This window comes from Achromobacter sp. ACM01 (assembly GCF_014851745.1).
GTDB lineage: Bacteria > Pseudomonadota > Gammaproteobacteria > Burkholderiales > Burkholderiaceae_B > Achromobacter > Achromobacter aegrifaciens.
Genome location: NZ_JACVAF010000001.1, coordinates 1,590,193 through 1,615,983 on the forward strand (window position 1 = coordinate 1,590,193; position 25,791 = coordinate 1,615,983).

31 protein-coding genes are annotated in these 25,791 nt (G+C 67.3%); 15 read left to right on the forward strand and 16 right to left on the reverse strand.

All coding sequences use genetic code 11. The features are described from left to right. Positions 1-7 precede the first annotated feature (7 nt). From IB268_RS07405 to IB268_RS07415, 4 genes are all read right to left on the reverse strand, one after another. Entirely contained in the window at positions 8-661 is a 654-nt protein-coding gene (locus IB268_RS07405; protein ID WP_119451067.1) for a DsbA family protein, read from the reverse strand. 97 nt (positions 662-758) lie between these two features. After that, complete coding sequence (locus IB268_RS07410; RefSeq protein ID WP_054451517.1) at positions 759-2,234, reverse strand: inorganic phosphate transporter; 1,476 nt, start codon at positions 2,232-2,234, stop codon at positions 759-761. A gap of 104 nt (positions 2,235-2,338) precedes the next feature. Next, a complete protein-coding gene (locus IB268_RS31175; RefSeq protein WP_008162923.1) occupies positions 2,339-2,464 on the reverse strand; it encodes a hypothetical protein in 126 nt (41 codons plus the stop codon). A 13-nt stretch (positions 2,465-2,477) separates the two neighbouring features. Next, the gene (locus IB268_RS07415; RefSeq protein WP_175162107.1) at positions 2,478-3,602 is read right to left on the reverse strand and encodes a D-alanyl-lipoteichoic acid biosynthesis protein DltD; all 1,125 of its coding nucleotides are present in this window, start codon (positions 3,600-3,602) and stop codon (positions 2,478-2,480) included. Between the two features lie 280 nt (positions 3,603-3,882). Here IB268_RS07415 and mog point away from each other — a divergent pair, with 280 nt between their 5' ends. From mog to IB268_RS07430, 3 genes are all read left to right on the forward strand, one after another. Next, positions 3,883-4,515: a molybdopterin adenylyltransferase gene (gene mog / locus IB268_RS07420; RefSeq protein WP_054452223.1), complete on the forward strand. Its 633-nt coding sequence runs from the start codon at positions 3,883-3,885 to the stop codon at positions 4,513-4,515. Positions 4,516-4,576: 61 nt separating this feature from the next. After that, the gene (locus IB268_RS07425; protein WP_192354031.1) at positions 4,577-4,915 is read left to right on the forward strand and encodes a hypothetical protein; all 339 of its coding nucleotides are present in this window, start codon (positions 4,577-4,579) and stop codon (positions 4,913-4,915) included. A 5-nt stretch (positions 4,916-4,920) separates the two neighbouring features. Beyond that, complete coding sequence (locus IB268_RS07430) at positions 4,921-5,790, forward strand: peptidoglycan DD-metalloendopeptidase family protein (RefSeq protein WP_054452221.1); 870 nt, start codon at positions 4,921-4,923, stop codon at positions 5,788-5,790. Positions 5,791-5,824: 34 nt separating this feature from the next. On the opposite strand, the gene IB268_RS07435 is transcribed toward IB268_RS07430, so the two are convergent. The 5 genes from IB268_RS07435 to IB268_RS07455 all read right to left on the reverse strand — a co-directional run bounded on the left by IB268_RS07435 (position 5,825) and on the right by IB268_RS07455 (position 8,411). Further along, on the reverse strand, positions 5,825-6,112 hold the full coding sequence (locus IB268_RS07435; protein ID WP_054451514.1) for a hypothetical protein: 288 nt from the start codon (positions 6,110-6,112) through the stop codon (positions 5,825-5,827). A gap of 152 nt (positions 6,113-6,264) precedes the next feature. After that, positions 6,265-6,528: a translation initiation factor IF-1 gene (gene infA, locus IB268_RS07440; RefSeq protein ID WP_013395703.1), complete on the reverse strand. Its 264-nt coding sequence runs from the start codon at positions 6,526-6,528 to the stop codon at positions 6,265-6,267. Between the two features lie 500 nt (positions 6,529-7,028). Then, the gene (locus IB268_RS07445) at positions 7,029-7,568 is read right to left on the reverse strand and encodes an SRPBCC family protein (RefSeq protein WP_054451513.1); all 540 of its coding nucleotides are present in this window, start codon (positions 7,566-7,568) and stop codon (positions 7,029-7,031) included. Next, on the reverse strand, positions 7,561-7,926 hold the full coding sequence (locus tag IB268_RS07450) for a helix-turn-helix transcriptional regulator (protein ID WP_054451512.1): 366 nt from the start codon (positions 7,924-7,926) through the stop codon (positions 7,561-7,563). Before IB268_RS07450 ends, IB268_RS07445 begins: the two co-directional genes overlap by 8 nt. Positions 7,927-7,979: 53 nt before the next feature. Beyond that, complete coding sequence (locus tag IB268_RS07455) at positions 7,980-8,411, reverse strand: GFA family protein (protein ID WP_054452219.1); 432 nt, start codon at positions 8,409-8,411, stop codon at positions 7,980-7,982. Between the two features lie 195 nt (positions 8,412-8,606). On the opposite strand from IB268_RS07455, the gene phnC reads away from it, so the two are divergent. From phnC to phnE, 3 genes are all read left to right on the forward strand, one after another. Next, complete coding sequence (gene phnC / locus IB268_RS07460) at positions 8,607-9,443, forward strand: phosphonate ABC transporter ATP-binding protein (protein WP_175162104.1); 837 nt, start codon at positions 8,607-8,609, stop codon at positions 9,441-9,443. Between the two features lie 31 nt (positions 9,444-9,474). Continuing rightward, the gene (phnD, locus tag IB268_RS07465) at positions 9,475-10,455 is read left to right on the forward strand and encodes a phosphonate ABC transporter substrate-binding protein (protein ID WP_054451508.1); all 981 of its coding nucleotides are present in this window, start codon (positions 9,475-9,477) and stop codon (positions 10,453-10,455) included. Between the two features lie 81 nt (positions 10,456-10,536). Continuing rightward, the gene (phnE, locus tag IB268_RS07470) at positions 10,537-11,331 is read left to right on the forward strand and encodes a phosphonate ABC transporter, permease protein PhnE (protein WP_054451506.1); all 795 of its coding nucleotides are present in this window, start codon (positions 10,537-10,539) and stop codon (positions 11,329-11,331) included. A gap of 32 nt (positions 11,332-11,363) precedes the next feature. Here phnE and IB268_RS07475 read toward each other — a convergent pair whose 3' ends face one another. The 3 genes from IB268_RS07475 to IB268_RS07485 are packed head-to-tail and all read right to left on the reverse strand — an operon-like array spanning position 11,364 to position 14,738. Continuing rightward, positions 11,364-11,876, reverse strand: coding sequence for a GAF domain-containing protein (locus IB268_RS07475; protein ID WP_192354032.1), 513 nt, complete (start codon positions 11,874-11,876; stop codon positions 11,364-11,366). Continuing rightward, positions 11,873-12,847, reverse strand: a complete 975-nt coding sequence (locus tag IB268_RS07480; RefSeq protein ID WP_054451502.1) for a tripartite tricarboxylate transporter substrate binding protein — start codon at positions 12,845-12,847, stop codon at positions 11,873-11,875. The genes IB268_RS07475 and IB268_RS07480 overlap by 4 nt, the downstream gene beginning before the upstream one ends. A gap of 55 nt (positions 12,848-12,902) precedes the next feature. Next, entirely contained in the window at positions 12,903-14,738 is a 1,836-nt protein-coding gene (locus tag IB268_RS07485) for a gamma-glutamyltransferase family protein (RefSeq protein ID WP_192354033.1), read from the reverse strand. Positions 14,739-14,843: 105 nt separating this feature from the next. On the opposite strand from IB268_RS07485, the gene IB268_RS07490 reads away from it, so the two are divergent. Continuing rightward, positions 14,844-15,809: a LysR family transcriptional regulator gene (locus IB268_RS07490; protein WP_175181917.1), complete on the forward strand. Its 966-nt coding sequence runs from the start codon at positions 14,844-14,846 to the stop codon at positions 15,807-15,809. A 9-nt stretch (positions 15,810-15,818) separates the two neighbouring features. Here the strand turns inward: IB268_RS07490 and phnN are convergent, their stop codons facing one another. From phnN to phnF, 4 genes are all read right to left on the reverse strand, one after another. Further along, on the reverse strand, positions 15,819-16,397 hold the full coding sequence (phnN, locus tag IB268_RS07495) for a phosphonate metabolism protein/1,5-bisphosphokinase (PRPP-forming) PhnN (RefSeq protein WP_192329104.1): 579 nt from the start codon (positions 16,395-16,397) through the stop codon (positions 15,819-15,821). After that, entirely contained in the window at positions 16,394-17,137 is a 744-nt protein-coding gene (locus IB268_RS07500) for a DUF1045 domain-containing protein (RefSeq protein WP_192329103.1), read from the reverse strand. Before IB268_RS07500 ends, phnN begins: the two co-directional genes overlap by 4 nt. A 2-nt stretch (positions 17,138-17,139) precedes the next feature. Then, the gene (locus IB268_RS07505; RefSeq protein WP_192354034.1) at positions 17,140-18,339 is read right to left on the reverse strand and encodes an alpha-D-ribose 1-methylphosphonate 5-triphosphate diphosphatase; all 1,200 of its coding nucleotides are present in this window, start codon (positions 18,337-18,339) and stop codon (positions 17,140-17,142) included. A gap of 103 nt (positions 18,340-18,442) precedes the next feature. Continuing rightward, complete coding sequence (gene phnF / locus IB268_RS07510) at positions 18,443-19,165, reverse strand: phosphonate metabolism transcriptional regulator PhnF (RefSeq protein ID WP_054451488.1); 723 nt, start codon at positions 19,163-19,165, stop codon at positions 18,443-18,445. A 185-nt stretch (positions 19,166-19,350) separates the two neighbouring features. Between phnF and phnG the strand changes: the two genes are divergently transcribed. Genes phnG through IB268_RS07550 form a run of 8 tightly spaced genes read left to right on the forward strand, consistent with a single transcriptional unit; the run spans position 19,351 to position 25,701 of the window. Beyond that, on the forward strand, positions 19,351-19,821 hold the full coding sequence (phnG, locus tag IB268_RS07515) for a phosphonate C-P lyase system protein PhnG (RefSeq protein WP_125470414.1): 471 nt from the start codon (positions 19,351-19,353) through the stop codon (positions 19,819-19,821). Between the two features lies 1 nt (position 19,822). Continuing rightward, positions 19,823-20,440 (forward strand): phosphonate C-P lyase system protein PhnH, encoded by a 618-nt coding sequence (phnH, locus tag IB268_RS07520; RefSeq protein WP_192354035.1) that lies wholly within the window; start codon positions 19,823-19,825, stop codon positions 20,438-20,440. 1 nt (position 20,441) lies between these two features. Then, positions 20,442-21,557 carry a carbon-phosphorus lyase complex subunit PhnI gene (locus IB268_RS07525; RefSeq protein ID WP_119451064.1) on the forward strand — a complete coding sequence of 372 codons (1,116 nt, stop codon included), beginning with the start codon at positions 20,442-20,444 and terminating at the stop codon, positions 21,555-21,557. After that, positions 21,554-22,438 carry an alpha-D-ribose 1-methylphosphonate 5-phosphate C-P-lyase PhnJ gene (locus tag IB268_RS07530; protein WP_175181919.1) on the forward strand — a complete coding sequence of 295 codons (885 nt, stop codon included), beginning with the start codon at positions 21,554-21,556 and terminating at the stop codon, positions 22,436-22,438. The genes IB268_RS07525 and IB268_RS07530 overlap by 4 nt, the downstream gene beginning before the upstream one ends. Then, a complete protein-coding gene (gene phnK, locus IB268_RS07535) occupies positions 22,435-23,211 on the forward strand; it encodes a phosphonate C-P lyase system protein PhnK (protein ID WP_192354036.1) in 777 nt (258 codons plus the stop codon). Before IB268_RS07530 ends, phnK begins: the two co-directional genes overlap by 4 nt. A gap of 2 nt (positions 23,212-23,213) precedes the next feature. Continuing rightward, positions 23,214-23,936, forward strand: coding sequence for a phosphonate C-P lyase system protein PhnL (gene phnL / locus IB268_RS07540; protein ID WP_054451479.1), 723 nt, complete (start codon positions 23,214-23,216; stop codon positions 23,934-23,936). After that, positions 23,936-25,135 (forward strand): alpha-D-ribose 1-methylphosphonate 5-triphosphate diphosphatase, encoded by a 1,200-nt coding sequence (locus IB268_RS07545; RefSeq protein ID WP_192354037.1) that lies wholly within the window; start codon positions 23,936-23,938, stop codon positions 25,133-25,135. The genes phnL and IB268_RS07545 overlap by 1 nt, the downstream gene beginning before the upstream one ends. Before the next feature lie 23 nt (positions 25,136-25,158). Then, the gene (locus IB268_RS07550; protein ID WP_175213128.1) at positions 25,159-25,701 is read left to right on the forward strand and encodes an MOSC domain-containing protein; all 543 of its coding nucleotides are present in this window, start codon (positions 25,159-25,161) and stop codon (positions 25,699-25,701) included. Positions 25,702-25,791: the final 90 nt, after the last annotated feature.

Sequence of the window (25,791 nt, forward strand, 5' to 3'; positions counted from 1 at the left end):
CCCGCCTTCAAGCGCGGCCGATGCGCGCGCCGAGGTCCGCCTGCCATTCTTGCGGACGGCCCAGGTAGCGGCTGGGCTCCAGCATCTCGTAGACGCCATCGCGCTCCAGTGCCAGGGTGGGAAAACCGCTGCCGCCGACCTGCGCCAGCAGCCTGCGGCTGGCGGCGATGTGCGTGGCGGTTTCGGCGCCCTGGGCTGCGTCATAGGCTGCGCGGAAGGCTGCCGGGTCCAGGCCGATGTCGGCCGCCAGGGAGGCCAGTACGGCCGGATCGGCGATGCGCAGCCCCTGTACGTAGTGGGCGCGCTGGATGCGCTTGAGCAGGTCGAGGCCTCGACCGGCCAGCGTCTGCGCGGCCAGGATGGCAGTGGTGGGCGGCTCGGAATCGAACACCGCGCCCTCATCGCGCAACAGGCCGTTGAAATAGTCTTCGCCGAAGGGCTGGCCGGTCAGGCCGGCGATGCGCTCGTCATGCGGCATGACGTAGCGGCGCAGTCTGTCGGTGACCGGCTGGCGGTTGCCGCCCGTCATCATGCCGCCGCCATGCAGCGCGATGTCCAGCCCGGAGACGGCTCGAGCCGCCTCCACCAGCGGCGCGGCGCCATAGCACCAGCCGCAGAGCGGGTCGAAAATGTAATGCAGGGTGGGATTTGAGGTAGCCATGGCGCCATGGTAGACGCGGGCACGGCTGGCAGGAAGCCTGGCGGGATAGCCAGAGTGTTGCATCGGCCGTGCAGATTGCCTGCACGGCCGCGAATCATCAGCCAGCGATCTGCACGCCGATCCAGAACAGGCCGGCGGCCAGCAGCATCGAGGCGGGCAGGGTCAGCACCCAGGCCATCAGGATGTTGCGTACGGTGCTGCCTTGCAGGCCGCTCTTGTTGGCGATCATGGTCCCGGCCACGCCCGAGGACAGCACGTGGGTGGTGGAAACAGGCAGGCTGAAGACGTTGGCGATGCCGATGGCGCCCATGGCGGTGACTTGTGCGGACATGCCCTGCGCATAGGTCATGCCCTGCTTGCCGATCTTCTCGCCCACCGTCAGCACCACGCGGCGCCAGCCGACCATGGTGCCCGCGCCCAGCGCCAGGGCGACTGCCACGATCACCCAGAAGGGGGCGTATTCGGTGGTGGCTGTCAGGTCGGCGCGCAGGCGTTGCAGGTCGGCGCGTTCGCGGGCCGGCAGCCCTTCGATGCGCGCGACCTTCTTGGCCGTGTCGTCCAGACAGAGCAGGTAGCGGCGCACGGAGATGCGCTTCTCGGCCGACAGGTCGGCGTAGTTGGACACGCCGTGCAGATCGGCCTGCAGCGCGGCGATGGTCGGCATGGTCAGTTCGGGGTCGCAGCGGAAGTTGCGCGGCAGTTCGGTGGTCGCGTCCACGCGCTTGAGCGCCAGGTATTCGCCCAGCATGGCTTCATTGCGCTGGTAGAACACGTTCAGGTGGTTGGCGGCGTCGCGGGTGCGCTCGATCTGGTAGGTGGTGCTGTTGGTGTCCAGCACGAAGTTGGCGGGCACGATGCCGATCAGCACCAGCATGATCAGGCCAATCCCTTTCTGTCCGTCGTTGGAGCCGTGCACGAAGCTCACGCCCATGGCGGACAGCACCAGCACCAGGCGGTTCCAGAAGGGCGGATGCTTTTTATTGTCGATGGCGCGGCGCTGTTCCGGCGTCTTGTGCATCTTGGACAGCGGCAGCCAGCGCTTGAGCGCCAGCAGCAGGCCGCCCGCCACCAGAAAGCCGGCCACCGGCGACACCACCAGCGACAGGCCGATGTCGATGGCCTTGCCCCAGTTGACGCCGTCCGCCAGCGGCAGGTCGGTGATCAGCGCGTTGGCCAGGCCCACGCCCAGGATCGAGCCGATCAGCGTGTGCGAGCTGGACGCCGGAATGCCGAAGTACCAAGTGCCCAGGTTCCAGGCGATGGCCGCGGCCAGCATGGCGAACACCATGGCCAGCCCGCGGCCCGTGTCCACGTTGATCAGCAGCTCCACCGGCAGCAGGTGCACGATGGCATAGGCCACGCCCACCCCGCCCAGCAGCACGCCCAGGAAGTTGAATATGCCGGAAAGCACCACCGCCAGATGCGGCGGCATGGCCTTGGTGTAGATGACCGTGGCCACGGCGTTCGCCGTGTCATGGAATCCGTTGATGAATTCGAAGGCCAGGACGAATGTCAGGGCCAGCGCAAGGCTGAGGCCGACCCAGAGGTCTAGGCCGTGGAAGAGGTCGAACATGGAGGCGGGGGAGGTTCCGGCGAGAGGAGCCGATTATTGCAGATTTGTGACCTGTCACTGGTTGCTTGCGGCTACCAAGTGCGGCCAACCGACCCCGCCCGGGGTCAGAATTTCGAATACTGGAACTCGATTTCCATCGGTTTGCCCAGGTTCGCCGAGGTATCCGCCTGGATCACCATCACCGCCAGGACGCCCAGGTAGAGCAGGCACAGCCACAGGGTTCGTTTCATTGCCGGCCATCCTTCATGGGTAGAACACTTCAGCGATCTTCTGGTTCACGCGCAGCCAGCCCAGTTCCCCCAGGTGCTGTACGTCCCGCAGCATCCCCACCTCGAAGGGGGCGCTGTACATGTCCATGCAGCGCATGGCATAGCGCTGGCACAGCGCCGCGACTTCCCGCTGCACCGGCCCGAAGCGGTCCAGGTCCTTGAACACCAGCGGATGCAGCGGCTGCATGACGAAGAGGGCATTGACGCCGCGCTGCCGCAGCAGCGCCATCAGCGCGTCCAGTTCGCGCAGCTCGTCCCGGCCGGTCAGCGGCTGGGGCAGATAGGCGGTCTTGCCGCCCTCGGGAATGCTGCGCAGGTATTTATTGAAGAATTCATCGCGCACGGCGTAGCGGTTGCCGCCCATCAGGGCCTGTTCTGCGCCCTGGGCTTCGGCAGCCAGCGCCTCCCAGTCCACCACCCGGGCGGCCGCGGGCGGCCCCTCGCGCTCGCGCTCGGGGACAGGCGCTGCGTGGACGGGCGCCCACAGGTTGACCAGCCGCTGGCGGAAGACGTAGGCCTGCTCGGCCGCCATGGACCAGGCGACACCCGCGTCGCCCTTGGCCTGCAGCCAGCGGACCACCTCCGCCCGGCCCTCGGGCTGCCGCAGCAGGCGGGGCAGCAGCGGATTGGCGTGTTCCTTGAATTCGTCCGGACCCAGCCCGCCGTCGCCGTCGAACCAGCCCGGCGACAGCATCACCACCACGCGCGAGGCCGGCGACAGGTCCTCGGCCATCGCCGCCAGCACCAGCTGCATGCCCAGAGACTGGAATCCCGAATGGCCATAGGCCAGCACCGGCATCTGCAATTCGTCGGCCAGGTAGCGGTACGGCACGAAGCGCAGGTCGTTGCTGGTCAACTCCGACGAACCCAGGATCACCAGCCTGTCGCCCGTGCGCAAGGCCTGGCTCATGCGGGACAGGTTGCGCGTCTGTTCCTCCAGCGTATTGCCCAGGTTGGGGATGTAGATGCCCGGAGCGGCCGCCGGCACGGTTTCCGTCTTCAGCGCCAGGGAGTGCAGGGCGCCCCATCCGGCGGCCGCCGCCGCGGCCAGGGCCAGCGCCGCCGCCAGCGCATGCTGCCGTAGTGTGCGTTTGAACATGGGGAACCAATGCCGCGCGGGGCCCTCTTTATTGGGATAGGTTTGTTAGCGGATGTTATCGAGCGAACATGTCCGGAACAAGCGCGGGAAAGCGGGGCCAAAGCCGATTCGCCTTTTTGCGACAGGGGCCGCCGCCGGCGCGCTGCCTGCTGACGCGATTCCCGCGGGGAAGGAATGCGATAGCATCGCTCTGGCGGGCCTCTTCTGGATTTCCATGATTGACCTCGCCCACGGCCGCATCCGCGCCGCCCGACAGTTTCTTACCAAGATTGCGCAGCCCATGACCGCCACTACCCGTATCGCCCGCAAGCACCCCGACGAACTGATCGTGGGCCTGGTGTCCGTTTCCGATCGCGCCTCCAGCGGCACCTATCAGGACCTGGGGCTGCCCGCGCTGCGCGAATGGCTGGGCGGCGCCCTGGCCTCGCCCTGGCAGGCGGTGGACCGCCTGATTCCCGACGAACCCGCACGCATTTCCCAGACGCTGATCGAACTGGTGGACGGCTGCGGCTGCGACCTGGTCCTGACCACCGGCGGCACCGGTCCGGCGCGCCGCGACGTCACGCCCGAGGCCACGCTCGCCGTCGGCACCAAGGAAATGCCCGGCTTCGGCGAACAGATGCGCCAGATCAGCCTGCGCTTCGTGCCCACGGCCATCCTGTCGCGCCAGGTGGCGGTCATCCGGGAAACGCCCGCGCACGCCGCCCTTATCGTGAACCTGCCCGGCCAGCCGAAATCCATCCGCGAAACGCTGGAAGGACTGAAGGGCGAGGACGGCGCCGTGCTGGTGCCGGGGATTTTCGCCGCCATTCCCTATTGCATCGATCTTATCGGCGGCCCATACGCCGAAACCCGGCCGGAAGTCATCGCGGCCTTCCGTCCCAAATCGGCCCGGCGCGCGCCGCAGGCTTGACCTGGCGCTGCGTTATATTGGCCGCCCCATCCACCTCCAACCGCTCGAGAGTTCCATCGCCATGAAGGTCCGCACCGCTTTGTCCCTTACTGTCCTGGCAGCCTTGTCGGCCTGCGCCAACGTCAAAGACGTGCGCGACCGCGATCCGGTCTTCTACGGTTCCACCCAACATACGCCCGAGGACTACACGGCTTGCGTCGCCGAATCCTGGAAGAACCTGGGCATCAATTTCCAGCAGAAGGCGGTGCGCAACGGCTTTGAATTGATCCAGGAGGACAGCCTGGGTGTCGAAGCCGTGCTGACGACCACGCACTGGAAGGGCAAGACCGAAGCGCGCCTGTCCACGCGCATCGCCCGCCGCGACCAAAGCATCATCGAGCCCGCCAACCTGTGCCTGTGAACGCCATGCAGCATCGTCGCGACGTCCTGCGGCTGGGCCTGGCCGCGGCCGCCCTCTGCCTGGGCCTGCCGGCCCGCGCGCAGCAGCAGAGCGGTTTCATCAGCCGCAAGCTCAACGTTCCCGTGCCTGGCGGCGTCGCCGTCCTGGGCCTGGGCAATGCCGAACGCGCGCCCGAGGTCAGCTTCCTGGGCCGGCGCGTGCTGGTCGTGCGTGAAGAAGGCAAGCAGTGGATCGCCGTGGTCGGCATCCCGCTCAGCGTGAAGCCGGGCGAGCAGCAGGTGGATATCAAGGACGCGCAAGGCAAGCGTTCAGTGTCCTTCAAGGTCGGCGCCAAGGAATACAAGGCCCAGCACATCACGCTGAAGAATCCGCGCCAGGTCAATCCGGATCCGGACGACATGAAGCGCATCGAACGCGAGCAGGCCGAGCAGGCCGCCGCCAACCGCGCCTACCGCGCTGGCATCACGCCCAGCAACCTGCTGCTGGATCGCCCGGTGAACGGCGGCCGCCTGTCCAGTCCCTTCGGCCTGCGCCGCTTCTTCAATGGCGAAGAGCGCAATCCGCATTCGGGCCTGGATTTCGCCGTGCCCTCGGGCACGCCGATCAAGGCGCCGGCCGCTGGCGTGGTCGTGCTGGTGGGGGATTACTTCTTCAATGGCAAGACGGTGTTCCTGGACCATGGCCAGGGCTTCGTCAGCATGTTCTGCCACATGTCGGCGATCGACGTGAAGGTCGGCGACGAAGTGCCGCGCGGCGGATTGGTGGGCAAGGTGGGCGCCACCGGCCGCGCCACTGGCCCGCACCTGCACTGGAACGTCAGCCTGAACGACGCGCGCGTCGATCCGGCCATCTTCATCGGGGCGTTCAAGCCCTGATCCTGTCCCGGGATGGGGGCGCGGACCCGCGCCCTCAGGCCGTTGCGGCCTGCTGCGCGATCAGTTGCAGCACGTGCTGATGCACGCGCTCGGCATAGTCCATCTGCTGCCGCACTTCGAGCTGCTCGGCTTCCTGCTCGTCCAGGCAGTTGTCGTACTTGGTCTTGGCCTCGGCGTAGGTCAGGCCGGTATTGCGCAGGCTGTTGATGAAGGCCTCGCGCGACTGATGCAGCAGGCGCAGGCCTTCCTCGCCCTTGACGAATTTTCTTCGCGCCAGGGCAAGCTGGTCAGCGGCGGCTTGCAGATCTTGTGTCAGGTCCATCTTGCTTCATGCTCATCCTGCCGGGCGTCGCGCCGGGCAGAGGGCGCCATTCTTTCATGAACGGGCGCTCCACGCATTACGGCATCGCGCGGCCCAGGTTTAAGGCTGGCGCGAAAAGGGAGCCGGCGCAGGGCCGGCCCTGTCGCCCTGGCTTAGCGGCGGAATTGCTGGGGACGCTGCGGCGCGGGACCGCGCTCGTCCTTGTGGCGGAAGTTGATGCGGCCCTTGGTCAGGTCATACGGCGACATTTCCAGGGTGACGCGGTCGCCGGCCAGGATGCGGATGCGGTGCTTGCGGATGCGGCCGGAGGCGTAGGCGCCGACTTCGATGCCGTTGTCCAGCTTCACACGGTAGCGGCTATCGGGCAGCACTTCGTCAACGATGCCGTCCAGTTCGATGAGTTCTTCTTTAGCCATTCTTTTCTCCTATCAAAACGCGCAGCCATACCGACGGCATGGCGCGCCGCGCGAGGCGGCAAGCGCGTCGGACCCGAACCGACGGGTCCAGCGGTTTGAACGTAAAACGTCCGGGCAAGCGCGGGTAAGGGCCACGGCATCCGAAGCGGATGTCTGAAATGACGGATACTCGCGCCGCGTGGGCAGTGTGCGCGCGGTGCGCGGCTTGGTCGCGGCGGCGCGTTTTGCGCAAATCGCCGGAAGAAGCGGGGTGGAGCTTGTGCTGCCAGGCCGCGCAACTATGGAGGTGGAGGCGCGCCCGGTGGCGGAGGGGTTTTTCCGGAAAAATCAGGCACGTCCTGGGTTGCCCCGGAGCATTGCCCGCAGGCGGTACAGGTTGGCACGCAGAGTGACCGAAGCCCGGTTTTTGCGGAAAAATCACGGACTTATGGTACTGCAAAGCGCAATATTTAGCCAGTATTTATCTGTAGCCGCGCTGCGATAGTTGCTGTTCAACGACTCTAGCGAGCCGGGATCCGTTCACGGTATTCGGCTTCCACCCGGTTAAGCACGGACCAGAACGGACCGGGGGCACGGCCGGCCAGGCGAGCTTCGAGCACGCCCAGGTGCACATGCCAGCCGCCAGCCACGTCCACCATGCCGTCCCGCGAGGACAGCTTGCGGTGGGTCAGCACCAGGCGCGTTTCCTCGCCCTGAGGCGACAGCTCGAAGGTGACCTCGGAAGGATGGCCGGGGGAGCCGCCCCAGGTGAAAGCCAGCAAATGCGGCGGTTCGCAGCGGGTGATGACGCCTTGCGTGGTGACGCCGCCTTCGTACGGCTTGTAGGCGTCAGGCACCGGTTCGGCCACCGAGGACAGGTCCGCATGCACGAAGCGCAGCGTCACGCCGCCGCCTTCGCGCAGTTCCATGTCGCCGGATGCCAGCCAGCGCCCGCGTTTTTCGGATTCGGTGAGAAAAGCCCAGACCTCGTCGACGCTGGCGGGCAGTATCCGCGTGAAGCGGATGGAGGTGGGGTCCAGAACGACGCCGTGATCACTCATGTGGTTCTCCAGAAGACGCGGCCGGGGACCGGCTGGCGGCGAGCGCGGCTTCCAGCGCGCCCAGCTTGCCCGACCAGAATTGCTCATAGAAGCGCAGCCACTGCATGGCCTCGGCCATGGGTTCGGGATTGAGGCTGCATACGTGCGTGCGGCCGCGGATGGAGCGCCGCACCAGACCGGCGCGTTCCAGGGCCTGCACATGCTTGGAGGCGCCCGCGAAACTCATGCTGTGGGGCGCCGCCAGTTCGCCGATGGTCTGCTCGCCACCGGCCAGGCTGCGCAGCATGTCGCGGCGCGTGGGGTCGGCCAGCGCGCGAAAGACGGCATCGAGGACGGGGGAGGGAATAGATTCAACCATGAGGTTGAATATAGTCTGGCCTCGCCAAAAAATTCAACTACTCGGTTGAATTTTTATGTAACCGCCTGCGGATGGTCTTCTTCCATCGCCCCATACGCATCGGGGTACTGCGGCAGGCCGTCGGTGATGTCGAACCAGGGCGCCTTGCTGGCCACGTGGCAGTGGGCTGCTGGCTTGATGCCCGGGTCGTCGTCCAGCGGACCTAGAGGCAGGCCGTAGACGTCCGGCGTCTGGTCGAAGCGGGTCAGGAGGGGCGTGCCGCAGGCTTCGCAAAAGCCGCGGTAGCTGCCCGGGGACGAGCAGTACCAGGTGACGTGGTTTTCTCCGCGGGTCCAGGCGAAGTCCTTGACCTGGACCGTCGCCCGGCTGCGGAATGCCGCGCCATGCGCCTTGCGGCAGATCGTGCAATGGCAGTTGAGGGCGTCGGTGAGCGGACCCGTGATCTCGTAGGCGACGCGGCTGCACAGGCAGGAACCTTTGATCATGATGAACGCCAGGCTGGTGGGGAATATCCCCAATATACCTGCGGCGCGCCGGGCTGGAGACGGCCTTTGTGACGAACGTCTTTCAGATCGTTCCAGTGTCCCTATTTTCAGCCAAATGAATCGATTCCCAGGTCATCGTGCTGTCATGCCGCGAAAACAGAATGCCGCCATGAACACATCCAAGGGGATTCAACGATGACCTACGCCATCGAAGTACAAGGGCTCAGCAAGAGCTTCCACGCCGGCGCCAAGGCGCTGGACGGCGTGAACCTGCAAGTGGCCGACGGCGAGATGGTGGCCTTGCTCGGCGCCTCGGGTTCGGGCAAGTCGACGCTGCTGCGCCATCTGTCGGGTTTCGTGGCCGGCGACTCGGGCAGCGTGGCCGTAAACGGCCGCATGATCCAGCGCGATGGCCGCCTGAGCCGCGATGTGCGCTCCGCGCGCGCCGGCATCGGTTTCGTGTTCCAGCAATTCAATCTGGTCGGTCGCCTGCCGGTCATCACCAACGTGCTGACCGGGCTGCTGCCGCGCGTGCCGTTGTGGCGCAGCCTGACGCGCTGGTTCCTGCGCGGCGAAGTGCAGCAAGGCCTCGAAGCGCTTGCCCAGGTTGGTATAGACGACTACGCATTTCAGCGCGCCTCGACGCTGTCCGGCGGCCAGCAGCAGCGCGCGGCCATCGCCCGCACGCTGGTGCAGAACGCCCGCGTCATCCTGGCCGACGAACCCATCGCCTCGCTGGATCCGGAATCCTCGCGCCGCGTGATGGACACGCTGGCCCAGATCAACCGCGGCCGCAAGGTGGCCGTAGTGGTGTCGCTGCACCAGGTGGACGTGGCCCTGCGCTACTGCCCGCGGGTGGTGGCGCTGCGCCATGGCAAGGTCGTCTATGACGGCCCCTCCGCCGCGCTCACGCCTTCGATGCTGAGCGACCTGTATGGCTCCGAATTGAGCGAACTCCTTCCCGAATATGCGCCGCAAGCGCCGGCCATGCCCGGCATGGCGCCGCTGTCCCGCCTGGCGCAAGCCGCCTGATATCCCGACCCATTTCCCCCCGGAGCCTTCCATGCTACGCAGAACCTTTGTCACCCTGATCGCCGCCGCGGCCCTGTCCGCGCAGGCCTACGCGCAAGACGCCAAGACCCTGAACTTCGGCATCATCTCGACGGAATCGTCGACCAACCTGAAGTCCGTATGGCAGCCGGTCATCGACGACCTGAGCCGCGCGATCGGCGTACCGGTCAAGCCCTTCTTCGCGTCCGACTATGCCGGCATCATCGAAGGCATGCGCTTCAACAAGGTGCAGATGGGCTGGTTCGGCAACAAGTCCGCAATCGAGGCGGTGGACCGCGCCAAGGGCGAGGTGTTCGCCTCCGTCATCGACAAGGACGGCAACCCCGGCTACTGGTCGCTGCTGATCGTCAACAAGGACAGCAACCTGAAGACCCTGGACGACGTGCTCAAGCGCGGCGGCACGCTGAGCTACGGCGCGGGCGATCCCAATTCGACCTCGGGTACGGCTGTGCCCGGCTACTACCTGTGGGCCGCCAACAAGATCGAACCCAAGACCTTCTTCAAGACGGTGCGCGCCAGCAACCACGAAACCAATCTGCTGTCGGTCATCAACAAGCAGGTCGACGTGGCCGTCAACAACACCGAGGCGCTGGAGCGCTATCGCCTGAACACGGGCAAGGATGCAAACGACAGCGTGCGCGTGCTGTGGAAGTCGCCGCTGATCCCCGCCGATCCGCTGGTCATGCGCACCGACCTGCCGGCAGACCTGAAGGTCCGCATCCGCGACTTCTTCGTCAACTATGGCAAGGGCAAGGACGCCGAGCGCGAATTGGCCAACCTGAAGGCGCTGACCTACCAGGGCTTCCGCGCCTCCGACAACCAGCAGCTGGTGCCGATCCGCCAGATCGAACTGGCGCGCGAGAAGGCCAAGGTCGAAGCCGACGCCACGCTGGGCCAGGCCGAAAAGCAGAAACAGCTGGCCGAGCTGGACAGCAAGCTGGCCAGCCTGGGCCAGCCAGCCGCCAAGCAATAAGCCTGCAAGCGGCAAGCCGGCGCGCCGCGGGGCGCGCCGGCTTGCCCGCAACTGAAACCCAACTAGCGGATCGCCTTTTCTATGAACGTAGCCATGCAGACCTCCCGCCTTTCCGCCGCGCCGCGCTCCTCGCTGCCAGTCCTGCTCGTATGGGCCGTCGTGCTGGCGTTGCTGGTCATGTCGTGGAAGGGCGCCGACATGCGGCCCCTGGACCTGCTGCGCGATTCGGGCAATATGGCCCAGTTCGCCGCCGACTTCTTTCCGCCCAATTTCCGCGACTGGCGCATGTACCTGGACGAGATGATCGTCACCGTGCAGATCGCGGTCTGGGGCACCTTCCTGGCCATCGTGGTCGCCGTGCCGCTGGGGCTGTTGTGCTCGTCGAACATGGTGCCGGCCTGGGTGTACCAGCCCATGCGACGCCTGATGGACGCGTGCCGCGCCATCAACGAAATGGTGTTCGCCATGCTGTTCATCGTGGCGGTCGGACTGGGCCCGTTCGCCGGCGTGCTGGCGCTGTGGGTGCACACCACCGGCGTGCTGGCCAAGCTGTTCTCGGAAGCCGTCGAGGCCATCGATCCGCGTCCGGTGGAAGGCGTGCGCGCCACCGGCGCGAACGCGCTGGAGGAAATCGTCTACGGCGTGATTCCGCAGGTGCTGCCGCTGTGGATCTCGTATTCGCTGTACCGCTTCGAATCCAACGTGCGTTCGGCCTCGGTGGTCGGCATCGTCGGCGCGGGCGGCATCGGCACCGTGCTGTGGGAGATTATCCGCAGCTTCCGCTACGCCGAAACCTGCGCCGTGATGATCATCATCGTGGCTTTCGTGGTCATCATCGACATGGCGTCGGCGCGCATCCGGCGCGCGCTCATCTGAGCATGCGCGGGGCCCGGGCGGGCCCCGCGGCCTCAGGCCTGCGGGAGCAGCGCCTGGAACGCAGGCAGCGCCAGCAGGCCCGCCAGCTGCGCGGCCTGCACATCGGCATCCGAAACCGCCGCGCGCGGCATCAGGAAGTTGACGGTGCCCAGGCAGACCCCGCCGTACACCACCGGCACATTGATGACCGAGCGCAGGCCCAGACGCTGGATCGCGTCATGGTCGTCGAAGAATTCGCGGATCGCGTCCTCGCCTTCGCCGACGAACAGCTTTTGCTCCAGCAGGACGTGGCGGCCCCAGGCGGTGCCGCTCTTGTCCTTGCTGCCGCCGGGCGGATAGGCCTCGGGGTTGGAGCTATACAGCCGCAGCACCCGCATGGCCTGCGCGTCATAGCGGTTGACCGTGCACAGCGTGTGCGCCAGCGCGGCGTGCGCATGGGCGTCGATGGCGCGCAAGGCCGCGACCGGATCGGCGGCCGCGTAGGCCCGGGCGATGGCGGCCACGCCGGCCTGCGTCGGCGCGGTGGATTGGATGCTCACGGTCATTCGGCGGTGATTCCCAGTTCTTTGATCAGCTTGCCGTACTTGTCGGCGTCGCGCGCCAGGATCTGGCCGAATTGCTCCGGCGTGGTCTCGGTCAGCAGCACGCCCATGTCGCCCATTTTCTTGATGACTTCGGGACGCTTGAGGATCAGGTTGATCTCGCGGTTCAGGCGTGCGGTCAGTTCGGGCGGCATGCCTGCCGGGCCGAAGGCGCCGTACCAGACCGACAGCTCGTAGCCCGGCAAGGTCTCGGCTACCGTGGGCACCTCGGGCAACAGCGGCGAACGCGCTTCCTCGGTGACGGCCAGCAGCTTCAGCTTGTTGTTCTGCACATGCGGCAGGGTCTGCGTGCCGGCGCTGAACAGCACCTGCGTGCGGCCGGCCACGGTGTCCAGCACCGCGGGCGCGCCGCCGCGATAGGGGATGTGCATCATCTTCACGCCGGCGGCCTTCTCGAACAGCGCGGCGCTCAGATGGTTGGTGGAGCCCTGGCCGGCGGAGGCATAGGCCACGGTGCCGGGATTGGCCTTCAGGTAGGCGATGAACTCCTTCACGTTGGACGCGGGGACCGACGGGTTCACCACCAGGGTGTTGGTGACCAGCGCGAGCTCGGCGATGGGCGTGAAGTCCTTCACACCGTCGAACGGCATGCTGGAGTAGAGCGCCTGGTTCATCGTGTGCGTGCTCATCGAGCCCACCAGCAAGGTGTAGCCGTCCGGCTTGGCGCGCGCCACGAAGGTGGTGCCGATGTTGCCGGACGCGCCCGAGCGGTTTTCCACGATGACGGGCTGGCCCAGCGACTGGGTCAAACCTTCGGACAGCACGCGCGCCAGGATGTCGGTGGAGCCGCCCGCAGCCCACGGCACGATCAGCGTGATGGGTTTTTCGGGCCACGCGGCGTGGGTGAGCGCGGGCGCGGCCAGCGCCAACCCCAGCGCGAACGAGCGCAGCAGTCGTTTGAATTGCAGTTTCATGGTGTTTACCCCTTTGCTTGATATCCGGTCTGCATGCCGGTTGAATGAAACAGGTTCAGCGGCCGGCGGCATAGCCCTGCATGCCGCGCGGGTTGGCGCCGGCGCGCAGCAGCAGGCCGCCGCCCGCGGCAGGCTCGCGGGTGCAGGCGCTGATGCGGCCTTCGGACCAGTCCGGCCCCACCTTGACCTCGTGGCCCGCCGCGCGCAGCGCCTCCAGCGTGGCGGCCGGCATGCGCGATTCCACGGTCAGCCGGTTCAAGGTAAGGCTGCGCGGCCAGAACGAGCCCGGGAAGTGATCGATATGCCAGGAGGGCGCTTCGATCGCCTCCTGCAGATTCATGCCCATGACATGGCGCAGGAAGAATGCCACCGTCCATTGGTCCTGCTGGTCGCCGCCCGGCGTGCCGAATGCCATGTAAGGCTGCCCGTCGCGCAGCGCGAGGCCGGGCGACAGCGTGGTGCAGGGACGCTTGCCCGGTTGCAGTTGGCCCGGCACGCCTTCGTCCAGCCAGGTCATCTGCAGGCGCGTGGTCAGCGGGAAGCCCAGGCCGGGCACGACGGGGCTGGACGACAGCCAGCCGCCCGACGGCGTGGCGGCCACCATATTGCCGTCGCGGTCGATGACGTCGATCTGGCAGGTATCGCCCACGAAGATCTCGCGCGCCGCCCATTCGGCTACCGGCGGCAGTGCGGCGAAGGTCGGTTCGCCCACGCCGAAGCGGGTGTCGGAGGCAGCCAGGGTGCGCACGGCTGCGTCCAGGTCGGGCAGGCGCGGTGTCTGGCCGCCAGGGCTGCCCGGCAGGAACTCGGACGAAGCGTGCGCGCCGATGCCTGCCGCGCGGGAGCGGGCGTACTCATCGCTGAGCAAAGCGGCCAGCGGCGCCTGCGTGCAGGCAGGGTCGCCGTACCAGGCGGTGCGGTCGGCGAAGGCCAGCTTGGCCGCCTCGGCCACGTAGTGCACGAATTGCGGCGAGGTCGGCTCCAGCCCGTCCAGGCCCAGGTGCCGCAGTATCGCCAGTTGCTGCAGGTGGACCGGGCCTTGCGACCAGACCCCGCACTTGGCCACGGTGTAGCGGCCGTATTGGACAGTCAGAGGCTCGTCGTAGGTGGCGCGCCAATCGGCCAGATCGGATTTGCGCAGCAGGCCGCGGTTGCGCTGGCCCGTGGTATCGCGTACCTCGGCCTGCGTGTAATAGTCGTCGATCGCGTCGGCCACGAAACCGCGGTACCAGACCTCCAGCGCAGCGTCGATGCGGCCGCGCCGGTCGGTGCTGCGGGCGTGCGCCTCGTCCAGGATGCGGGTATAGGTGGCGGCGATGGCGGGCGTGCGGAACAGCGCGTCGGGCGCAGGTACGCGGCCGTCCGGCAGCCAGACCTCGCGCGAACTGGTCCATTCGTCGCGGAACAGCGCCTGCACCGCCAGAATGGCCTGCGAGATGCGCGGCACCAGCGGAAAGCCGTTGCGCGCATAGTCGATCGCGGGGCGCAGCACATCGGCCAGTTCCCAGGTGCCGTAGTCGCGCAGCAGGGTCAGCCAGGCGCCGAAGGCGCCGGGCACCGTGGCGGGCAGCAGGCCGATGCCGGGCACCAGGTCCAGGCCCAGGCCGCGGAAATAGGCGGGCGTGGCCAGCGCGGGCGCGGGGCCCTGGCCGCAGAGCGCGCGCATGCGCTGTTCCCGTTCGCTCCAGAGCAGGATGGGCACTTCGCCGCCCGGACCGTTCAGGTGCGGTTCCACGATCTGCAGGGTGAAGCCGCCCGCGACCGCCGCGTCATAGGCATTGCCGCCGCGCTCCAGCACGCTCATGGCCACTTGCGAGGCCAGCCAATGGGTGGAAGAGACCACGCCGAAAGTGCCGCGTATTTCGGGGCGGGTGGTGAAGGATGCGCTCATGAGGCCGGTCCGGGCAGCAGGGGATGCTTGCAGTATAGGGTCATGAAATAACTGATTTTTCCTTTGTTGGCATAATTGAATAACCAATTGGTTATAGGAAAGATCGTGACCTGGGATGCCGCCCGTCTCGCCAACCGTCTCAAGCATCGCCACCTGGCGCTGCTGATCGAAATCGCCAGGCACGGCTCGCTCACGCGCGTGGCCGCCGCGGCCGGCATCAGCCAGCCCGCCGTCACCAAGGCGCTCACGGAGATCGAGGACATCTTCGGCGCGCCGCTGTTCACGCGCACCGGTCGCGGCCTGCAACCCACGCCGCTGGGCGACCTGGCCCTGGTGCGCGCGCGCCACATGCTCAGCGACCTGGACCTGTGGGCGCGCGAGGTCGAGGCCCTGCACGCCGGCCGTTCCGCGCATCTGCAGGTGGGCGTGGTGCCCTACGTGTCCAGCGCCTTGCTGACGGCGGCCATCAGCCGCCTGCACCAGCGCCACGGCGTGACGCTCAGCCTGCACCGCGCCACCACCGACCATCTGGTGCCCATGCTGCGCCGGCACGAACTGGACTGCATCATCAGCCGCGCCACCTCGACCGTGGCGCCGGAGGATCTGATCCACCGCGTGCTGTACCGCCAGCGGCCGCGCCTGATCGCGCATGGCCGGCTTGCGCAGCGGCTGGCGCGGCGCAAGCCGGACTGGGCCGCGGTGGCGGCGATGGACTGGGTGCTGCCAGCAGCCAACACTCCCACGCGCCAACTGATCGTGGAGCACTTCATCCGCGCCGAATTGCAGCCGCCATCCCCCGTGTTGGAGGCGTACTCCACCGACGTGATCGAAGGCATGCTGACGATGAACGAGACCCTTATCTCCGTGGTGCCGGAAGACATCGCGCGCGAACTCTGCCAGCGCGGCAAGCTGGGCATGGTGCCTTGGGACTTCGGCTGGGAGTTGCCGCCGATCAACCTGATACGGCGCAAGCGCGAACAGCCGCTCGCAGCGGAGGAATGCTTTTCCGAGATCCTGCTGGATCTGTGCGGAGACGCCGCGGCGCCCTGGGGCCAGGGCGACCCGCGTTGAACGGCGGCGCTAGGCGTTGAGCTTGTCGCGGGCGATGTTCAACAGTGCGGCGGCAGCGGTTTCCGGGGCGGCATCGTTGCTGACGCGCAGCAAGCGGCATTGTGGCGGTACGGGGAATGCCTGCGTCGCCCGCGCCAGGCGCTGCGCGATCTGTTCCGCGCTTTCCCGCCCGCGTCCCGCCAGGCGACTGACGAGCTGGCCGGGATCAACCGTGACTTCCACGGCGGTCAAGGCCGGGTAGCGCGAGTGCGCCTGTTCCAGGTGCGCGCGCGAGCCGTTGATGATGACCGCGGCGCCGCAGGACAGCCAGGCGTCTATTTCGATGCCGATGCCGTAGTGCAGGCCGTGGCTGGCCCAGCGCAGGGCAAAGCAGCCCAGGGCGGCGCGGCGTCCGAACTCGTCTTCGGTCAGGCTTAGCGCGTCTTCGGTGGCGCCGCTGTCGCGGGTGATGTAGCGATGCGCGACCAGCACGGGCTCATCGCCGCGCAGCTCGGCGCGCAGCAGGCGCAGCAAGGTGTCCTTGCCGCTGCCCGAAGCGCCCATCAGGTAGATCAGCCTGGCGCCGTCGGCGGGAACCGAGGCGCTCATGCCGCCGCCGGTCCTTGCAGATAGCCGGCTCCAGCCGCATCGATGCTGGAACCATCAAAACCGTAGTGCCTCGCCGCGACGAAGTCCGCGCCCGGCGCGGGCTGCACGTAGACGCTGACTCCGGGCACGGCCATGGGCTGCCCGCGCAAGGGATCGGCGAACGCGGCGATTTCGGCCTGCGCTTGCGACAGCGCCTCGCCTTGCAGCTTGCCGGTCAACGTAATGTGGAAGACGTAGGTATCGAATACGTACGGATAGCCCCAGCGCGCCAGCATGGTTTGCTGCGCCGGACTGAGCGATTGCGGTTGGCGGCGCGCGGTTTCCTCGGGCGTGGGCGGCGCGCGCAAGGGATCCAGGTCGCGCACGGCGGCTTCGGCCAGGGCCTGGATCCGCACGCGTCCCTGCGTGTCGGACGCAGCGATGCGCCAGGCCAGGAAGCCGCGCAGCGGTTCGCATTCCAGTTCCAACGAGAACGGCGTGCCGCCTGCGGCCAACTGGCGGGCGGCCGCGTCGACCTGTTCGGGGCTTGCGCCCGGGTTCAGGCGGAAGGGCGGCTTCAGCGTGGCGTGCAAGCCATAGTGGCGCGGCGCTTCGGTCCAGTTGCGCGCTTCCGCGTTCTGGCCCGGCCGCGGCGGCAGCGCCAGGCCGGTGTCGGCGCAACGGCCCAGCCAGCGGCTGCCGTGTTCGCGCCAGGGGCCGGTGGGCGCCAGGTACAGGGCGTAGCGATGGGCGAGGGGCATGGTCAGGCCGCCATGCGCTGGCTGTGGCTGTCGTCGAAGGCGCGCGTGGCGTAACGCAGTTCGCCGCCCACGATCGCGGCGCAGACGCGGGGCAGCCCCGGCACCTGGTCATCCACCACGATGGCGTCGGCGATCAGTCCGGGCGCGAGCGCGCCGCGATCCTTCAGGCCGGCGGCGCGGGCCGGATTCAAGGACACCAGATCCCAGGCTTGCGCCAGCGGCAGCACGCCGTCGTTGGCCAGCTTCATCACCGCGGCCAGCGGGGCGGGGTAGTAATAGTCGGACGTCAGGATGTCGCACAGGCCCGCGCGGACCATTTCGGTGGCGCTGGGCGCGCCGGTGTGGCTGCCCCCGCGCACGACGTTGGGCGCGCCGAAGACCACGGAATCGCCCAGGTCGCGGGCCACGCCGGCGACCTCGCGGGTCAGCGGAAACTCCGCCACGCCGCAGCCCAGCTGGTGGTAGTAGCGGCGGGTGGCGGCGTCCGGATCGTCGTGCGAGGCCACCTTCAAGCCCGCTTCCTGCGCGCAGCCGGTCAGCTCGCGCATGGCGTCCGCCACCGAATCGGCGGCGGCCATGGCGGCGCGGATCCGGTCCTGGAAGACGTCGAGGTCGCACTCGGCGCGGTTGGCGTACTGCATCAGTTTGCGCTCGTCGCCCAGGCGGCGCGCCATGCTGGGCAGGTGGTCGTTCAGCGCCAGGAAGCGCACGCGGCCGTCGCGTATCCATTGCTGGGCAATATCCAGGCCGCCCACGTGATGGGTTTCGAAGCGCAGGTGCACATAGTGCCGCGCGCCCATGAGATAGCGCATTCTTTCCAGCGCGTCGAACATGCGTTCGGCGTAAGCCTCGCCGCGCAGCCCGCCTTCCCAGGACAGGGTCACGCCATGGAACTCGGTGGTGATGCCGTTGGCCAGCAGCTGGCGGTCCACGTCGAACAGGGCGCTGTCGTACGGAAAGGTCACGCTGGGCCGCGGCATGACTGCGCGCTCGAAGGCGTCGCCGTGCAGGTCCACGATGCCGGGCAACACCAGCAGATCGCCGGCGTCGAACCAGGGCGCGCCCCGCGGCGCCGCGGAGGCGGAGCCTTCGATCACTCCGCCATGGAACCGCAGGCTGGCCTGTTCGACGCCGCGCGGCGTCAGGATGCGTTGGCCTGTGACACCGGCCAAGGGCGAGGGGGCGTGCGTGTGTGTGTTCATGGCGTGACGTTAGCGGGATTGCATTACAACCAGATGTCTAGATGAGTTAATCCGTTGGCCGGAGTCTTCCGCGCCGCCTGCGCGCGCAGGCGGCGGCCTTGCGTCAGCTGTCGTCCGTCACCATCAGCTGGACCATGTCGCCCACGAAGCGCGCCACGCTATATTGCAGCGGCGAGCCTTCCTGGTCCACATTCAAGGCCTCCACCTGAAGAATGGGGCGGGTCTTGGGCTGGCCCAGCAGGCGGGCGATTTCGGGCGTGGGCAGGGCGGCGGTGATGCGCGACCACTTGCGCGTGTAGTCGCCGATGCCATAGTGGGCATAGACCTTGGAGATCGAGCGCAGCGACGCCAGGCGGTCGGCGAAGTCGGGGAAGCGCTTTTCGTCGAAGAAATGTTCCGAGACGCTGATCGGGCGGTTCTCGGCTTTGCCTACGATCTGCACGCGCAACAGCGGCGCGGTACGCGTCAGGCCCAGGTGCTTGGCGATGTCGCCGGCGCGCAGGCTCTGGCTGCCCAGGACTTCCTGGTGGCCCAGCATGCCCTGGCTGCGCAGGTTCTCGGAAAAGCGCGTGCGCTTGCCGATGGCGTAGTCGATCGCGTGTTCCTGGACGAAGGTGCCGCGGCCTTGTTCGATGCGGACCAGGCCGCCTTGTTCGAGTTCGCCCATCGCGCGGCGGATGGTGTGGCGGTTGACGGAAAACTTGGCGGCCAGCTCGGGCTCGGACGGCAGCTGTTCGCCTGCCGCATAGAGCTTGTTGCGGATATCGTCCGCCAGCGCTTCGCCGATTTGCCGCCAGACGGCGATGCCGGAACCTCTTTCGACCATAGGGTGTGCTCGTGCTGTCACATCAGCTTCATGAAGAATGGCAGTGATTGTGCACCATGCGGCGGCGGCCGCAAAGGCGCTGCGGATGCGCTGCAACTGTCATCAAAAATTCACGCCAGGCTGTTGAACTTCCATTTCGGAGCGATCATACTCCATCCGGTCGTCTAGACGTTTAGAGGAAAAAGATGGATCACCCCAAGACAGGGCAGGATGCGGCGGGCGCGCAACGCGCCGCCTGGATGCGCGTGCTGGCGCTGGCCGATCCGGCCGCGCTGGATGGCGCTTTTTGCGCGCTGGCGGGCAAGCCGGAACACCAGACGTTGCGCCCCGCGCAAACCGGCATGGCCATGGTGCGCGCCCGCAGCGGCGGCACTGGGGCCCGCTTCAACCTGGGCGAAATGAGCGTGACACGTTGCGCGGTGACGATGGGCGATGGCGTGGTGGGCGTGGCTTATGTGCAGGGCCGCTCGCAGCGCCATGCCGAGCAGGCCGCCGTGGCCGACGCCTTGCTGCAACTGCCGGAATGGCATGACACGGTGCAGGCACAGCTGATCCAGCCGCTGGCCCGCCTGCATGCCGAACGGGTCGAGCGCCAGGCCCGCGTGGCAGCGCAGACCAAGGTGGAATTCTTCACGATGGTACGAGGCGAGGACTGACATGCAGCAACAGATACAAGCCGCCGCGGCCTCCGGCCGGGCGCTGCTCCCCGGATTCGCGGATCCCGTCGGCGACGCGCAGGCCACGTTCCGCGCCGCGCTGGAAGCCATGGCCCACCCGGGCCGCATCCATGAAATCCTGATCGAAACCGGCGTGCCGGCGGGCCTGTCGCCTGCCATGACCGCGCTGCTGCTGACGTTGGTGGACGTGGACACGCCGCTGTGGCTGCCTGAAACCGTCAGCGCGGACGCGATCGCGTTTCTGCGATTTCATTGCGCCTGCCCCATCGTGCCGTCGCCCTCGCTCGCGCGTTTCGCCGCGGTGCCGGCTGGCAGCAAGGCGCCGGCGCTTTCGGCTTGCCACCAGGGCGATCCGGCCTATCCCGATCTGTCTACCACCTTGCTGATCGAGGTCGAATCCCTGTCGGGCGGGGAACCCGCGATCCTCAGCGGCCCGGGTATCAAGAGCCAGCAGCTGCTGCATGCGGCAGGGCTGCCCGAGGGTTTCTGGCGCGAGTGGCGTCTCAATCATCAACGGTTTCCGCTCGGTGTCGACGTGTTCCTGACGCACGAGCGTCGGATCTGCGCACTGCCGCGCAGCACGCGCAAGGAGAACTGACATGTACGTAGCCGTAAAAGGAGGCGAACGCGCCATCCTCAATTCCTACCGCATGCTGGACGACTACCGGCGCGGCGACCGCGAAGTGCCCGAGCTGAGCCTGGACCAGATCCGCGAACAGATGCCGCTGGCGGTATCGCGGGTCATGGCGGAGGGCTCGCTCTACGATCCGCAACTGGCGGCGCTGGCCATCAAGCAGGCCGCGGGCGACCTGATCGAAGCGGTGTTCCTGCTGCGCGCCTACCGCACCACCTTGTCGCGCTTTGGCTATACCCAGCCCATCGACACCGGCCGCATGCGCCTGCAGCGCCGCATCTCGTCCACCTTCAAGGACGTGCCTGGCGGCCAGATCCTGGGACCGACCTACGACTACACCCAGCGTCTGCTGGACTTCTCGCTCGAAGCGCAGCGCGAAGCCGACGCCTTGCCGCCGGGCGGCGAGGCGCTGGATAGCGCGATGCCGCGCGTCACCGACCTGCTGGCGCACGACGACCTGATCGACGCGGAAGCCGTGCCCGAAGGCGATCCCGAACCCTTCGACCTGACCCGGCAGCCGCTGGATTTCCCGGCCTCGCGCGCGGCCCGCCTGCAGAACCTGGCGCGCGCAGACGAAGGTTTCCTGCTGTCCATGGGCTATTCGACCCAGCGCGGCTACGGCAATACCCACCCCTTCGCCGCCGAGATCCGCTACGGCGCGCTCGAGGTGGAAATGCACATCGAGGAATTGGGATTCGCCGTCACCGTGGGCGAGATCGAGATCACCGAATGCCAGATGGTCAGCCAGTTCGCGGGCAGCGCCGAGGAAGGCCCGAAGTTCACCCGGGGCTATGGGCTGACCTTTGGCTATGGCGAACGCAAGTCCATGTCGATGGCGCTGGTGGACCGCGCGCTGAAGGCGCGCGACCTGGGCGAACGCGCCGATTCGCCTGCCAATGATCACGAGTTCGTGCTCTATCACAGCGACAACGTCGAAGCCTCCGGTTTCGTGCAGCACTTGAAACTGCCGCACTACGTGGACTTCCAGGCCAATCTTGAACTATTGCGGCGCATGCGCGCCGAACGCGCCGCGCCCGAGGCCGCGCGCAGCGATCTGATGGACGAGGCGGTTTCCCCATGACTACGCAACACGCAACGGTCGAACGCGACGACCACTACAACTTCGCCTATCTGGATGAATCCACCAAGCGCATGCTGCGCCGCGCCTTGCTCAAGGCCGTCGCCATCCCCGGCTACCAGGTGCCTTTCGGCAGCCGCGAAATGCCGCTGCCCTATGGCTGGGGCACTGGCGGCATCCAGGTCACGGCGTCCATCATTGGCGCAAACGACGTGCTGAAGGTGATCGACCAGGGTTCGGACGACACCACCAACGCGATCAACATCCGCCGCTTCTTCGGCCGTGTCACGGGCGTGGCGACGACGGAATCCACTTCTGCCGCCACCATCGTCCAGACCCGCCACCGCATCCCCGAGACGCCGCTGGCGGAAGGGCAGATCATGGTGTTCCAGGTGCCCATTCCTGAACCGCTGCGCTGGCTGGAGCCTTCCGAAACCGAGACGCGCACCATGCACGCGCTGGCCGAATATGGCGGCATGCACGTCAAGCTGTACGAGGACATCGCGCAGCACGGCCATATCGCCACCACCTATGACTATCCTGTCATCGTGAACGGACGCTACATGATGCGGCCTTCGCCCATCCCCAAGTTCGACAACCCCAAGCTGGACCGCAGTCCTGCGCTGATGCTGTTCGGCGCGGGCCGCGAAAAGCGCGTTTACGCGGTGCCGCCCTACACGCAGGTGAAGAGCCTGGACTTCGAGGACCACCCGTTCAGGGTCGAGACCTGGAACGAATGCTGCGACCTGTGCGGATCGCGCGAGAGCTATCTGGATGAAATCATCCTGGACGACGCCGGCACGCGCCGTTTCGTCTGCTCCGACACCGAGTACTGCAACGACCGGCAGGCGCAACAGCAAGCCAACCAGGAGACCGCGGCATGAACGCCCAACCTTTGCTTTCAGTGCGCAGCATGACGCGCACCTGGGACGGCGTGCACGGCTGCCGCAACGTCAACTTCGATCTGTATCCGGGCGAAGTCCTGTGCGTGGTCGGCGAGTCCGGTTCCGGCAAGAGCACGCTGCTGTCGGCCGTGTCGTACCAGACCAGGCCGGACGCGGGCAGCGTCTGGTACGACACCCGCGACCAGGGCTTTACCGACCTGGCCGCGCTGCCCGGCGCACGCCTGCGCCTGCTGTCGCGCACCGACTGGGGCTTCGTGCGGCAGAACGCCCGCGACGGCCTGCGCATGCAGGTCAGCGCGGGCGCCAACATCGCGGAGCGGTTGATGGCCGTGGGCGACAGGCATTACGGCGACTTGCGTCAGGCCGCTGGCAACTGGCTTCAGAAAATGGAGATCGACGCGGGACGGCTGGATGACAGGCCCACCTCGTTTTCGGGCGGCATGCAGCAGCGCCTGCAGATCGCCCGCAACCTCGTGACGCACCCGCGCCTGGTGTTCATGGACGAACCCACGGCTTCGCTGGACGTGTCGGTGCAGGCGCGCTTGCTGGACCTGCTGCGTCAGCTGGTGGCCGATCTGGGTTTGGCTGCGATCGTCGTGACCCACGACCTGGCCGTGGCGCGCCTGCTGGCGCATCGGACCCTGGTGATGCGCGGCGGCGAAGTGGTCGAAAGCGGCCTGACCGATCAGATCCTCGACGATCCGCAGCATCCCTACACCCAGTTGCTGGTGTCCTCCATTTTGCAGAGCTGACCATGCCTGAAAAGACTCCCATGATCGAGGTGCGGGGCCTCGGAAAGATGTTCACCCTGCATAACCAAGGGGGCATGCGCCTGCCCGTGCTGGAGTCGGTCGACTTCGACGCGGCGGCGGGCGACTGCCTGGTGCTGGCGGGACCGTCCGGCACCGGCAAGAGCACCCTGCTACGCTGCCTGTACGGCAATTATCTGGCGACCGAAGGCAGCATCCGGGTGCGCTGGAACGACGAATGGGTGGAGCTGGCCGGCGCCCCCGAACAACGCATTCTGGCCTTGCGGCGCGAGGTGATCGGCTACGTCAGCCAGTTCCTGCGCGTGATTCCGCGCGTGTCGGCGCTGGACGTGGTGGCCGAACCCCTGCGCGCAGCGGGCGTGGAGGCCGACGAAGCCCGCTCCCGCGCAGCAGCCCTGCTGCAACGCTTGAACGTGCCGCCGCGCCTGTGGGGACTGGCGCCCGCCACGTTCTCGGGCGGCGAGCAGCAGCGCGTGAATATCGCACGCGGTTTCATCGCGCGCCATCCCATCCTGCTGCTGGATGAACCCACCGCGTCGCTGGACGCGGACAACCGCCAGGTCGTGATCGCGCTGATCCGCGAGGCCATGGCAGAAGGCCGCTGCCTGCTGGGCATCTTCCACGACGCCGAAGTGCGCGATGCAGTCGCCACGCAGACGCTGGCCTTGCGTCCCGCCCAACCCGCCCTGGCCGACCTGGAGCAATGATGCAGAGCACCTATCTCACCCATGCCCGCGTGGTACTGCAGGACCGCATCCTGGAGGACAGCGCCGTGCTGATCGACGATGACCGCATCGTCGCCATCGAACCCGCCGGCGCGCGCGCGGACCGCGAGATCGATCTCCGTGGCCAGACCTTGCTGCCTGGTTTGATCGACCTGCATTGCGATGCCATCGAAAAGGAAGCCGAGCCGCGTTCGCGCGTGTTGTTTCCGCTGGATTTTGCCGTGGCCCAGGTGGACCGCCGCAATGCCGCGGCCGGCATCACCACGCCGTATCACGCGCTGTCCTTCGCCAATAGCGAGTGGGGCGTGCGCAACAACCAGACGGCGGCGGAAGTGGTGCGCACGGTGCGCGCCTTCGGCCAGCACAGCCTGGTCGACAACCGCGTCCACTGCCGCTACGAAGTCACCGACGCGTCCTCGGTGGACGTGCTGCGCGCGCTGATGGACGAGGGCGCGGTGGACCTGCTGTCGGTGATGGACCATTCTCCGGGGCAGGGCCAGTTCAAGACGCTGGAGTCCTATCTGCAGTACATGATGGGCAACCATGCCATGAGCCGCGAGCAGGCCGAGGAGGCCGCGCAGGCCAAGACGCGCGCCAAGGATGGCGCGGTAGCGCGGGTGGAGGCGCTGCTGTCGCATGCGCAGGGACTGGGCATCCCCACCGCCAGCCACGACGACGATTCGATCCAGCGCATCGCCACCATGCGCAACCTGGGCGTCGCGATGAGCGAATTCCCGATCACCCTGGATACTGCGCGCGCCGCGGTGTCCTGCGGACTGCCCACCATACTGGGCGCGCCCAACGTGCTGCGCGGCCAGAGCCAGAGCGGTTCCATGCGCGCCATCGATGCCATACGCGCGGGCGTGGCCAGCTGCCTGTGTTCGGACTACCAGCCGTCGGCTTTGATCGCCGCCGCCTACACGGTGGCGGCTCAGACCGACCTGACGCTGCCACAGGCGGTCGCGCTGGTGACGCTGAATCCGGCGCAGGCTTGCGGCCTGTCCGACCGCGGGCGCATCGCGCCGGGGCTGCGCGCGGACCTGGTGGCGGTGGCGCAAGTGGGCACGCAGCCGTTGATCAGCCATACCTGGTCGGCGGGGCGGCTGGTATTCTCGGCGCACTATCCGCCCGTGCGCGCGAGCGAGCAGCGGGCGTCCGAAAAGCAGGCCGTGGCGGCCTGAACCGGTTCCTGGAGAGAGATGTGTTGCATCCCATCGTGACAGCCGTGGCCTGCAGCCCGACGCACGGGTTCAGCAAGCCGGTGGTGCCGGCCATCATGTTGCTGAAAGGGCTGGGCGTGGAAGGCGACGCCCACATGGGCGTTACGGTCAAGCACCGCTCCCGCGTCAAGGCGGATCCCACCCAGCCCAATCTGCGGCAGGTCCACCTGATCCACGGCGAGCTGCACGACGAGCTGCAGCTTGCCGGTTTCAACGTGGCCGAAGGCACCATGGGCGAGAACATCACCACCCGCGGCATCGACCTGCTGGGCCTGCCGCGCGGGGCGCGCCTGCATATCGGCGCGGATGCGGTGGTCGAGATCACCGGTCTGCGCAATCCCTGCTCCCAGCTCGACAACTACCAGCAGGGCCTGACCGCCGCTGTGCTGGGCCGCCATCCGGACGGCAGCCTGATGCGCCGCGCCGGCATCATGGGCATCGTGATCGAAGGCGGCACGGTGAGCGCCGGCGATCCCATCCTCGTGGCGCTCCCCGACCTGCCGCACCTGCCGCTGGAGCGTGTCTGAACGCTGTCCGCGCAAGGCCGGCCTGTCGCAAAAACATCGCCGATATGCGCAGCCGGGAGGCCGTGCATCTGGTTAAATGACGGGAAAGGC